The organism is Clostridium brassicae (assembly GCF_026738875.1).
GTDB classification, from domain to species: domain Bacteria; phylum Bacillota; class Clostridia; order Clostridiales; family Clostridiaceae; genus Clostridium_H; species Clostridium_H brassicae.
Genome location: NZ_JAPQFJ010000016.1, coordinates 87,159 through 99,740 on the forward strand (window position 1 = coordinate 87,159; position 12,582 = coordinate 99,740).

Consider the following 12,582-nt stretch of genomic DNA (forward strand, 5'->3'; position numbering starts at 1 on the left):
TTTCTAAAATTTTAATTTCATAAATAAACAGGGTTCTTGATTTCAGGTGGAGTTTTTAGCCTATCTGAAATTTAGAAACCGTTATCCAGGGTCGTGTCATCCTTTACTCCCACTTTAAAGAAAAGCAGGGAGTCCAAATCTTCGATTTGGTGCGAATCGCTTTCACAGAGTGCGATGTGAGTATTAGGATGGTTAGACATCGGATAAAATAGACTATCTCAAAACAAAAGACACAATATATTGATTAAACTTTAAATCAATATATTGTGTCTTAAATTCATTTTGAAGCAGCCTTAACTAAGACTATTTCATTATTTTAGATACAATCAATTCAAAATCAGTACCTTTTCCAACTTGAGAAGAAAATTTCACTGTAAAGCCAAGAGTTTTTGAGATAGATTTCAATAAACTCAGACCAACCCCGCTTCCAGCAATATTAGAAGATCTTATATTAGCACTTCTAAAGAATCTATCAAAAATTCTTAACTGATCTTCTTTTTTGATTCCAATACCTGTATCACAAACTCTAATTTTAATAAATTTATTTAAATCTTCAAAAGATAAAGTTATTTTTCCTTCTTCTGGTGTATATTTAAAAGCGTTTTCAAGCAATATTATTACTGCTCTCTTCATTTTATGATAATCCCATTTTACCATTAAGTCACTGTGAGGATTAATAACCTTAAATTCTTTATTCTGCATTTCAGCTAAATCAATATAAAATTCGCTAATATCATCTGTAAAATCTTTCAAACTGACATCTTCTATCTTAATACTAACACCTAGATCTTCTTTAGTTAACAATAGTAAATCACTATTTAGCTTTTCAAGCCCTCTTATCTCACTCATCATTTTAGATATATGCTCAAAATTATCCTCAATAGTTTCTCCCCAAGCATTAGCCAAAAGTTCAAGCTTTCCTTTAATTATGGCAAGCGGAGTCCTCATTTCATGTGATGCATCTTGAACAAAAAACACTTGTTTATCATAAGCTTTTCTAACAGGTTTTACAATTCTATTAGCTAGAAAGGTTGCTAAGACCACTGATACTATTAAGAGTACTACTAAACTTAATATTATAGAATTATTAAGCTGTTCCATAGATTGTGTTTCTGAATCAACATTAGCCAATAATAAAATTTTATATCCTATATTATTAAAGATAAGTCCTCTAAATTTATAATCGTTATATTCTATTTGTGTTATAACATCTTCAGATAAGGAACTAGTCTCTGGAACATTATTTTTGTCAAAATAAGGATTAGGACTAATAAACTCTACACTTTCTCCTGAGTATATCATTACAATTATTCTTGGATTAATTGGCGGGGGCTTCATCCCTCTGTCTTTTTCAAATACACTTTTATTATCTTTTATGCTAATTGATATAATATCTTTCAACATAGATTTTTGTTTAAAAATTTCTCTGTCTACATTTTCAAATACTTTGGAATTATACACCAAAGCGGTTGTAATTGAAAAGATGACTAAACATAAAAAAACTATAGCTGTACTTAAAATAGTTATCTTTTTTTTAGTGTAATAAAAAATATCTTTTTTAACCATAACTTAATCCTCTAAATTTTCATTTAACAAATATCCCATTCCTCGCTTAGTAATCAGATATTTGTCATAATCATATGTGGCTAAGATTTTTCTTAATCTACTCATATATACCTCAATTATTTCTGTTGAAGCATCACTATCATAACCACAAACATTATCAAAAATTTGTTCTTTAAAAAGCAAAACTCCTTTATTAATCATTAAATATTGAAGTAAAGTATATAATTTTTCATTAAGTTCTAACTTTTCATCTTTTATATAAGCAGCTTTAGTTTTCATATCAATATACAGATCTTTAAATTCTATTAGGTTAGGTTTCTTTATCTTACCCATACTTTTTAAAATTGCATTAATTCTAGCCTTAAGTTCTTCTAAGAAAAATGGTTTTGTCAAATAGTCATTGGCTCCTAAATTAAAAGCTTTAAGCTTATCACCTAGTTCTTCTTTTGCAGTGAGCACTATAACTCCAGTATTCAACCCCTTTTTAGACATATAATTTAAAATAGACATACCATCAACTTCTGGCAACATGAGGTCAAGAATGACTATATCATAACTTCCTGCATTTAGATATTCAATAGCATCTTCTCCGTTATAAACTGCTTCTATGTTCATATCTAATTTTAGGTACTCTACTATATTTTCGCTGATCTTTAAATTATCTTCTACAAGTAAGACCTTTACCATGCTATATCACCTCGATTTTTAATCATTATACTAAATGTTCCTTAATAATAGCTTAATGATTAGCTTACCATTTTTTATTTTTAGCTCCTGTTTTAAAATAAGATTATTTTTTATACTTTTTTAAACTTCCTTTAGTATTTCTAAGGCTATGTCTAAATTACTGAGCTCATTATAATAAAATTTTATTATAATATAGCTATTTTTAATATATAATCAATCTATATATTAATATATAATCCTTAATCTAATTATATAATAAACTACTATTTTAAAAAAATCCCATAATTTCAAAACTGTATAAATAGATAAATGCTTTATTATTTACTACTTTGAAAAATTTCTCCTTTTAAGGTTATAATAATCTCAAAATATAGTATATACTACATTAAACATATTATATTTGCTTATTAATATATTTATTTTACTAAAAAACAATAAGAAAGCTATAAGCTAGATGATTTAACATCTAAGTTCATAGCTCTCTTTTTAAATTTAAAATCTATTTAAGCCAACCTTTTTTTAACACTTCCATATCCAACAAAGCTTAAAATTATCATTGGAATAACAAATATAATATACATTATAAATAACACTCCACCAACACAATAAAGTATTGCACCTACTAATGCAAAACCTGATTTATTAAATATTGCTCCAATTGTATTGAATATTGCAGCTAAAATTACACAAATCATATGTGGTGCGACTAATGCTGTTGCTATAGCACCCCCCACAGCTTCAGATCCTGAATTTGCTCCAAGTACTGAACCACCAAAATGAATAACTAAATAAATTGAATATATAATTCCTAGTATTGATGATATAATTAATGCTTTACTTTTTTTCATATTAACTCCCTGTACTTTTTAACCATAAAAAGCCCTTAAATGCATCTTCTACACTCAAGGATTCTAATCCTTCAATCAATATTATCAAACATGATGTCAAATGTAGAAAATCCAAATAAGACTTATGCTTTCGCCAATAAACTTAAAAATGGGATTATAAAAAGAAGTTCTAAGGATGTGGCTGTTATCCCAGCTTATAACTACTATGCTAAAAAACTATGCGTAGAAAAAGGTGAAAACTATTTTGCAGATAAATATGTTGTTGAATTATCCCCAGATAATAATCAATTGTATATGAACTGGAAATACTATCCTTCATTTCGTGTGTTAGATCGTCAAAATTTACTAAAAAACATTTCTGTATTTATCATGCTATTTATTTATATTTCAATTGTTTGCTTTACAGCAGTATGGATTATTTCATATACCAGAAGTGTAACCATTGCTATTAATAACAAAACTTTATTTAACGACTTAAAAAGACTTGGTGCAAATAATAAGTATATTGAAAAATGTATAAAAGTACAGCTAAAAAAAGTATTCACTATTCCCACTATAGTTGGAAGTGTTGGAATTTCCCTATTCTTCCTTCTTATATTGTATGGAAATAGTGGAGATATCTCTGCCAGTGAATATACTGCACTTCAGATTAATTTAGGAGTCATTCTTCTATCTAGCTTGTTTATGTACTTAGTTTACAAGTTATCTTTCAGAAAAGTTAAAAAGATAGTTGAAATTTAATATTATATTTATACAACTTAACGATAAAAAACTTATCCAATAGCTATGCTCATGGATAAGTTTTTTTATATGTTCATTTAAACTATACATATTAAAGTTACTTAACTTATCTTGAAATATTTAATGGATATATTCAAACCTATAGTGACCTGTAATTCCTTTTAATTTATACCACCTAATTAAAACATTCTCTTCTCGCACAGGCTGCGCTGAGTTATGAATCAAGAAAGGAATACCATGAGCATTTCGTTTGTCAGATATGATTCCTATGTGGGTGTAGTTTTTTCCGAATATAACAATATCTCCAGGCTGCCATTCTTCAATTTTATATGGGCTTAAAGTACATGATTTCGCATTACGGTCAAAAAAGACTTTCAAATTTGGTACTCTTCTAAAATCAATATTGTTATCTGGTTTACCATTAACTCTTGGATACTTAGATAAATTATTTTTTATATCTTCATCCACCATGTCCTTTAAAGAATATCCTGCATTTTTAAATGCCCTCCATACTACATCACTACAAACCCCTTCATTATCTGGAGGATATCCACCTGCATAATACTGACTTTTATATTTTGGCTTTTTTTCTGCATCCCTTCTCGCACCTAATAATATATCTGTATAATCATCAATACCATTTTTGTTACAATCCTTCTTACTATGTATGGTTTCAATACCAAAGTCTTCAGCTTTATATATCCTTTGAGGAAGCAGACTTAGATATGAAAGTATGCCATAACCAAATGCAAATATTACTATTAAAATTGATATTATTATAAACTTTTTTTTACATTTTATTTTCATAATAATACCTTTCATTTATTTAATAAACTTAAAATAGACAATTGTCTTTATGTTATATATGTCTATTTTTTATAATACATTGGTGAAAATTAGTTTCCTATTTTATCATAAGTTCAACATTAGGACTATTTATCCACTCTATTTTACTATCTAATGAATTTAATATTCTTTATATTGTTATGTTTAAAAAACATAAGCTTAAATTTTTGCTCATGTTTTTTAGATATTAAGCTTCATTGTATAATTTTTTAAAACCAAACCTTATTGCTGCTTTCTTTTCAACTATTTCATATAAATTTTCAACTTTATCTCTTAATTTTAGGTTGTAAATATAATTTGCTACAAAAACAACTATATATGCTCCTATAACATCCATAGGATAATGGTTTCCGACATACACTCTTGAAAATCCTACAATTATTGATAATACAAAAAACATTCTACTAAGTAATTTATTATGCTTTTTAAGTCCTAATGCTATACTCATTGTTCCTATTGAATGATCACTTGGGAAAGACGCATCCTCTGCATGAGGCAATAACAAATTCACCTTATTATGAACAAAAGGTCTTTCCTCAAAATATATATGACCAACTATAAAGCTTAAAGCCAAGTTTATTATGGTAATAACAAAAGTACTAACAACACTTTTCCTATAATCAGAGTTTTCTTTTATAACTCCTAAGATAAATACTACCCCAACAACCATCACAAATATATAAGGCATGTATTTTGAAAAGAAAATCATTATCCAATCTAAAGCTTCATTCTTATTTGCTAGGTTATTTATTAACCTAAAAAGTTCCATATTCATTTTTAATTATCCTTTCGCTCTTGTATGTTTTAATATTTTTTGTTGTAAAATTGTTCTTCCTATTAAAACTCTTCTATGTTTTTATTAGTTATTGATAAAGCTATGAATTTCCATGTATTATTATATCTATAAACTTATCCAAATACAACTTCAGCTCTCTTAAAAGAATCTTTTAATTAAATCTAAATATTTTTTATTTTTGATTAATACACTATTGTAATTATTTTATAATAAAAACACTTGCCAAATATTACAAAAGTGTGACATCCATATAATGTTTTATCCCATGTCTACTAGCGCTAACACTCCAATCACACTTCGTAAAAGCGATTCAAAGCAAATAAAAATAAAAAGAGTACCAAACTAAGTAAGTACTCTTAAACACAATTATATTTACTTTATGAAGATATATTATTTAAATTATAACTTTATTTTTATAATATGATTTAAAACTTAGAATCGATTATATTTCCACTAAGACCATTTATATAGCAATATTTTTTTGTATCATTATCTATTTTCAGTTTATCTAAAAAGCTATTCCAATCACTTACTTGTTGATCTATTATACTATTTGCAAATTGAACTTTATTATCATATGGTGATTCAGATTCATATGAATTTCTTACAAGTAAAGACCTTAGAAGTGTATTTAAACTATTAGAATACTCAATACCAAATTGTTGTATGTTAGTATTATAAAGTTTTGAGAAAGAATCGAATGAATCAATTACTTTTCCCTTTAAACCGCTAAAAGAAGTTCCACCTATTGCATTATTATAACGTGAAAAATTAATAATCTTCTTAGCAATATTTTGTGAAATTGCATTTGATACTGTTTTCTTTACTTCACTGGATATATTACAATTTTCTAACATAATATCACCTTTAAGTTTCATTTGTCCAAGGTATGCTCCTAAAACTTCTGGCGAATTAGTATATATTCCTCCACCTAAAGCATTTATTACCTTACCAACTGCCTTAATATCGCTATAACTCATATCTTCAATTTTATTACAATTATTAATTGAATTTAAACTTGAAAGACTATCAAGTTTAGTAGTGAAATTTTCTAATCCATCTCCATAATTATTTAATACTTGTTTCCATTCTTCCGAGTTTTGTGTTTTTATATTTTCAAATATCTTTTTCTCATTTTTTATTACATCAATAATATGACTTTGAAATTCTTTCACATTAAAATTTTGTTGATTGTTTTTACTCTCAGGGGACGCTGTATATGAAAATTCTTCATTAAGCCAACCTAGATCTCCATTTAAAAAATTGCCTATTCCTTTTGCAAATGCTTCAGACAACTTATTTATAGCTTCATTAGAAACTTTATCTAATTCACCAAGTTTTTCTTCCAATTCTTTTCCTGAATATTTTTCTTTAATTATGTCTTCATAAAAACTTTTTTTTGCCACAAAGTTAGTTATAAATTGTGGATCTGTAAAAGTATAATCTTTATAAATATCTACAGGTGATACCTCATAATTTTCGTCTAAAGCTATTTTACTAGAATTAGGAGATGAGTATAAACCTGCCCGATAATTTTCTGCTACATCAGACTTTATTTTTTCTGCATATAGCTTTCTTCTATTTTCCAATAATTCTTCTTCTGTTACACTGGATATCTTCATTTTTTGCGTTTTAAATATTTTATTTATTTCTATTTTACAGTTGTTCACATTAGGAAAACATGTTTTATTTACATGAATCACCATATTTAACTCCTTTCGCTTTAATTAAATTTAATAATTATATATTAAAATACATTACCTATTTATATAATTATCGTAATTTTTCTTAACATGTTTATACCTTTACTGGTTTATATATACAAATAAGTTAATAATCTTATAAATTATCAAAAAAAATTATAGGTAGAATTGTCCACCTATAATTAGGTACTCTTAATCACTACTATATTTATTTATAACTCAAAATCCTATTTACTTAAAAAGTCAACTGCAAATTGTGCATATAATGCGGTTCCTCTTTGTAAAGCATCTTCATCTATGTTAAATTTATCACTGTGATTTGAATACCATAATCCCTTCTCCTTATTTCCTCCTCCTATAAATGCATAAGCAGCAGGAACATGTTGACCATAGAAACAGAAATCATCGCAAGTTGTCATTTTTTCCATTGATATAAGTCCATCTTCTCCATATAATTTTTCTACTGAATCATGACCAATTTTAGCTATATTAGCATCATTGATTGTTGGAATTGTTGCATAAATATATTCTAATTCAGCCTTTGCTCTATAAACTTCTGCAGTATTTTCAATTACTCTTCTCATTTTTTCTTCAAGTTGATTTCTAAGTTTAAGATTAAACACTCTTGGTGAACCTTCCATGACAACTTCATCAGGAATTATGTTAAATCTATCTCCACCTTTTATTGTCCCTATACTTATAACTACAGGTTCAAGTGGATTTGTTTCTCTGCTTACAATTGATTGTAAATTCATAACTATAGCTGATGCTGTAACAATTGCATCTACCCCGCTGTGTGGCTGCGAGCCATGAGCAGGCACTCCTTTTACTTTAATTTTGAATATATCTCCTGATGACATTCTAGGACCTTTTTCAATATTAATTTTAGGCGATTCCATATTTCCCCAAATATGCATCCCTAATATACCATTTACACCATCAAGTGCACCATTTTTTATCATATATTTTGCACCTTCTGCAATTTCTTCAGATGGTTGAAAAATAAATCTTACATCTCCTTCTAATTTATCCTTTATTTCAGATAATACCTTTGCAGCCCCAAGTAACATAGCTACATGACAATCATGTCCACATGCATGCATAAATTTATTATTTGATTTAAATGGAAGACCTGTATTTTCTTCAATTGAAAGAGCATCTATATCTGCTCTTAGTCCTACCATTTTTCCTGTTTTTTTGCCATTTAGTGTTCCTATAATACCGGTTCTATCAAAAGTTTTTGTTTTTATTCCCATTGATTCTAATTCTTCTTCTATCCTTTTGGTTGTCCAAACTTCGCCCCAACTTGGCTCAGGATTTTTATGGAATTCTCTTCTCATTTTTATAATGTAATCCTCATATTTTTCTGTTAAAACCATTATATCCATTCAAATTGCCCCCTTTAAAATAGAAATTTTTGGTCTTCTTAGTATCAATTATCTCTTACCTATGATGCTTATAACATTAGTGCCATTATACATTAAATAAAGTATACATAACTTTAAAAATCACGTATATATAATTTTATAAAAATCCATAAAGCGCAGTAAGTGAAACTGTAAATGCCATTTTCTTCGAAATACCAAGGACTTTCCCAATTGACATAGGGAGTATTGCAAGCCCTATAACACCTAGTATTTATATATATTTACTTTTCTATATTGTAATGGAGTCATTTTATTATAGCTTTTAAATAAACTTGAAAACTTACTTGGATTTTCATATCCTATTTCATTTACAATTTGCAAAATTGACATATCTGTATTTTTTAATAAATATTTAGCTTTTTCAATTCTTACCTTCTTTATATATTCATAAACTGTATCTCCGGTATTATTTTTAAAAATTTGCTGTAATTTATATATACTTATATTTAAATTATTAGCTAATTCCTTAACGGATAGAGAGTTTTCAAACTTTTTATTTATTATATCTTTAGCTTTTATTATAATCTCTGTTTCATATTTTTTCGAATTTGTTGGATCTTGCATATGGGATTTTTCTTGAAGAAAGGTTGCTAAAAACTCTATTGCCTTAATCTTTAATTTCATATAGTCTAACATATTATTTATTGAAATAAGTTCTATTTGTTCTGCTATTTTTTTTATTTCATAACTAGCTCTTTCAATTTTTAGTATATCATTCTCAAATATACCATTTATATACATTTGCCAATCTGTTATCATTTTATCTTCCCATATAGGATTCACAATATTTTTAATAGTATTAAAATTCATATGAATAGATACAGTTTTGCAATTATTATATTCAAATTTAAAATAATCTACATCATTTAATACTTTATACATAAAAATATCTCCTGCTTTAATCATGCATTCTGCATTATCAGGTAAAGTTAAAATATTTATATTTCCACTATAGCAATAACCTACCTCTAAAATATCGCCACTAAGTCCTCTATTATCAAAATTCATCTCAGTTTTGTCAGCTTTAAGTCTAGAGACTTCTAATCCCTCTTCTATTTTCATTCTAATGAAATTTCCCATCCCGAATTGTTTGTCAATAACGTATTTTTTGCCTAGCAATTCATCTGATATTTTATAATTTAATTCTTCTTCAATATACTTATAATACATATCTGAAATACATTTTGGTGTATTCAAAATCAAATCACCTCCCATATTCACCATAAAAAAGTCGTACATTAATTTTAAATGATTTTCATTTTCAATATATGTAAATTATATTATCCTTTATTCCGAAAAGCAACATATCTATTATATTGTATATATAGATAAATCTATCTTCAATTAATTTTAAGCAAATAAAAAATAGCTTAATGTAAATATAATAAGCTATTTTTGTTATAAAACAATAAAGTCATTGTATACTAATATTTCTATTTTAAACAAAACTTAAGTATTATGCTGACTATATACTGGATAAATTTTCATTTTATAATAAAACATTTTAATTAACATGAGATTTTTACATTGTTATAAGAACATTTCTTTATGTATTTTAAAGAACCATCTTCAATGATTGATTCTATCATTTCTATTTCAATCAGATATTCTATATAAGATTTTACTATTGTCTCCATTATAGAATATTTATATATACTCTTCACACTAATATTCCAATTTTTAATAGCACATTTTACAATTTGCTCCATCGTCATAGAATCATTTATAAGATTATATAAATTTTGGGCTATGTTTTTGTAGAAATCCATATTATCTGTAACAAGATTTGTAATATCATCATATATTCCTTTATGTGCTACTATATATTTACTGCATTTTAAAGAATAAAGCTTCTCTTTACTTTTTAAATCTTCTTTAAGCATAAAAACATATGGCATTTTAGCATCTTTCATAACTTCATAACTTATTAAAGCATCTGCTACATATGCAACATTATCAGGGGTAACTATACATATATGCGCTGGACTATGTCCTGGTGTATGAAGAATTTCAAATTTGATGCCACATACATATATACTATTTTGGTTATCTGAAATCATAATATCTGTTTTACAAACCATATGTCCAAAATGTTCTTTTACATAAGGTAATGTATAACTGCTACTTCTGTAAAGTTTAAGATTAATTAATGAACTACATTCAAGTGCTTCATAAGTTGGCATAACAATAGTACTATTATACTTATTTTTGAGGTGTTTAACATTTCCTATATGATCTATATGAGCGTGACTACATACTATAGCAGCTACATTTAAATTGTTTTCTTCTAAAATTTTGTCTATTCCTTTTCGTTCACCTTCTGCCAATCCTGAATCTAACATAATTATTTCTTCATCGTTAATTTTATAAAATGGTATATAGGTTCTTCCAGTATCAATACAAAATGTACTTCCTTTAACTTTTTTTATTTTCATAGTCCTTTCTCCTACTCTTTAGTTTATATAAATTCTGCTAATTTTACTCAAAGTAAAACAAATCTTCAAATTTTTTGTCCAAAGCAATGCAAAGAACAAACGCAAGCTTCGCAGTAGGACAAAATTGGCCAGTTTCTATTGAACTTATTGTTTGTCTAGAAACACCAACAATTTCAGCTAAATCACCTTGTGTTAAATTTTTTTCTGCCCTCGCAACTTTTAATCTATTTTTTAATACTAAGGTTTCCATGCTTATCCAACTCCATTAATAAAAAAATCTATCAAATATATAATACCTGCAATTAACATCATAATACCTGCAATTAAATACAATTTACTTTCTGGTTTATTCTTATACTTATAAAGAATAGAAACCGCAAATTGAACTCCAAAAATACCCATTAATTCACCATGTGGCATTTTATGAATTTGTTTCCAAAGAATAACTACTAATAATATAGCATTTCCTATTAATAACGCATAGTTTTGTGATTTTATTGATATTAGTTTATTTCTTTCATCTTGCCACAAATTTTCACGTTTACTTTTTTCTAAAATTTCTTCTTTTTTCATACATTAATAAACTCCTCTCAATATATGTACTTATGGTACTCCTCTCTTTTTATTTTGTCAAGTATACATGTCATTAATATAATATAACTTTACATTTGATCAAGTAAACTTAAATTAATTATAAGTTTATTTGTCAACAATTAAACATTAATAAAAACACCCTAAGATTTTTCTTAGGGTGCAATTAATAATGTTTAGTTTAAAAAACTATTTACAATTAAATAATCTATTTGGTCTAAGATATATTACTTATATTATTCCAAATATTTTGTTTACCGTTTTATTTGATCTAGTTGAAGCATCTAATATTTTTTCATAAAGAGAATTATTGCTATATCCCTGTTTTAAATATTTATTTTCATAATATTCAAAGGGCAAATTACAGTTATTAGTATCTAAATATTTCGCAAGCTTTCTATCTTTCATTAACTTTCTAGCTTGAGTTCTATATTTATTTCTTAAAAAATGAGCTTGAATAGCCTGCTGTTTTATTGATAGAGATTTATCTATCTTATTAATAATATTTTTATCATGATAATTATACCATATTCTCACTTCTAGATTACTTAATTTTCCTATTGAATGTTTGTGTTCTATAAAATCATTTGCTGTTAAAACCTTTTTAACCTTTCTTTATATCATTTATATCCTTAATATAGTATACTCTATATCTCCATATTTATCAAATAGGGTTAATCCATTACGAAAACTAGAACAAATTCCATTATTGATTTTAGATTTTATCTTAATAAGTATTTTTTAAAGACAACAGCACAAAATATTAAATATAGATTAAAAATATTAACAAATTTGATTAATAACCATTCAAATAATTAATTACCTAAGTTTTGTACAAACAAAACTTTATTAGTTTCCATATTATAGTTTCCAAAAAATAAATAGTGGATAATACCAAGCCTTGAAGTATAATTTTCTTGCTACAGAAAAATTAAGAAAGGC

The 12,582-nt window shown here is 26.4% G+C and carries 13 protein-coding genes; 1 reads left to right on the top strand and 12 read right to left on the bottom strand.

Annotated elements, in window-relative coordinates; translation table 11 throughout:
- Window positions 1-303: 303 nt before the first annotated feature.
- The 3 genes from OW729_RS14605 to OW729_RS14615 all read right to left on the bottom strand — a co-directional run bounded on the left by OW729_RS14605 (window position 304) and on the right by OW729_RS14615 (window position 3,101).
- Window positions 304-1,566, bottom strand: a complete 1,263-nt coding sequence (locus tag OW729_RS14605; RefSeq protein ID WP_268062287.1) for a sensor histidine kinase — start codon at window positions 1,564-1,566, stop codon at window positions 304-306.
- Window positions 1,567-1,569: 3 nt separating this feature from the next.
- Window positions 1,570-2,253, bottom strand: coding sequence for a response regulator transcription factor (locus tag OW729_RS14610; protein WP_268062288.1), 684 nt, complete (start codon window positions 2,251-2,253; stop codon window positions 1,570-1,572).
- 503 nt (window positions 2,254-2,756) lie between these two features.
- On the bottom strand, window positions 2,757-3,101 hold the full coding sequence (locus tag OW729_RS14615) for a hypothetical protein (RefSeq protein ID WP_268062289.1): 345 nt from the start codon (window positions 3,099-3,101) through the stop codon (window positions 2,757-2,759).
- Between the two features lie 90 nt (window positions 3,102-3,191).
- On the opposite strand from OW729_RS14615, the gene OW729_RS14620 reads away from it, so the two are divergent.
- The gene (locus tag OW729_RS14620; protein WP_268062290.1) at window positions 3,192-3,842 is read left to right on the top strand and encodes a hypothetical protein; all 651 of its coding nucleotides are present in this window, start codon (window positions 3,192-3,194) and stop codon (window positions 3,840-3,842) included.
- Between the two features lie 120 nt (window positions 3,843-3,962).
- Here OW729_RS14620 and OW729_RS14625 read toward each other — a convergent pair whose 3' ends face one another.
- From OW729_RS14625 to OW729_RS14665, 9 genes are all read right to left on the bottom strand, one after another.
- Window positions 3,963-4,649 carry a DUF1287 domain-containing protein gene (locus OW729_RS14625; protein WP_268062291.1) on the bottom strand — a complete coding sequence of 229 codons (687 nt, stop codon included), beginning with the start codon at window positions 4,647-4,649 and terminating at the stop codon, window positions 3,963-3,965.
- Window positions 4,650-4,875: 226 nt separating this feature from the next.
- Entirely contained in the window at window positions 4,876-5,463 is a 588-nt protein-coding gene (locus OW729_RS14630; RefSeq protein WP_268062292.1) for an undecaprenyl-diphosphatase, read from the bottom strand.
- A 446-nt stretch (window positions 5,464-5,909) separates the two neighbouring features.
- Window positions 5,910-7,190 carry a hypothetical protein gene (locus OW729_RS14635; RefSeq protein WP_268062293.1) on the bottom strand — a complete coding sequence of 427 codons (1,281 nt, stop codon included), beginning with the start codon at window positions 7,188-7,190 and terminating at the stop codon, window positions 5,910-5,912.
- A 224-nt stretch (window positions 7,191-7,414) separates the two neighbouring features.
- Complete coding sequence (locus OW729_RS14640) at window positions 7,415-8,575, bottom strand: amidohydrolase (protein WP_268062294.1); 1,161 nt, start codon at window positions 8,573-8,575, stop codon at window positions 7,415-7,417.
- A gap of 243 nt (window positions 8,576-8,818) precedes the next feature.
- Window positions 8,819-9,811, bottom strand: coding sequence for a helix-turn-helix domain-containing protein (locus OW729_RS14645; protein WP_268062295.1), 993 nt, complete (start codon window positions 9,809-9,811; stop codon window positions 8,819-8,821).
- Between the two features lie 311 nt (window positions 9,812-10,122).
- A complete protein-coding gene (locus tag OW729_RS14650) occupies window positions 10,123-11,049 on the bottom strand; it encodes an MBL fold metallo-hydrolase (RefSeq protein WP_268062296.1) in 927 nt (308 codons plus the stop codon).
- A 43-nt stretch (window positions 11,050-11,092) separates the two neighbouring features.
- On the bottom strand, window positions 11,093-11,299 hold the full coding sequence (locus tag OW729_RS14655; protein WP_268062297.1) for a helix-turn-helix transcriptional regulator: 207 nt from the start codon (window positions 11,297-11,299) through the stop codon (window positions 11,093-11,095).
- Between the two features lie 2 nt (window positions 11,300-11,301).
- Window positions 11,302-11,622, bottom strand: a complete 321-nt coding sequence (locus OW729_RS14660) for a DUF6442 family protein (RefSeq protein ID WP_268062298.1) — start codon at window positions 11,620-11,622, stop codon at window positions 11,302-11,304.
- A 249-nt stretch (window positions 11,623-11,871) separates the two neighbouring features.
- Window positions 11,872-12,177, bottom strand: a complete 306-nt coding sequence (locus OW729_RS14665) for a hypothetical protein (protein WP_268062299.1) — start codon at window positions 12,175-12,177, stop codon at window positions 11,872-11,874.
- Between the last annotated feature and the right edge of the window lie 405 nt (window positions 12,178-12,582).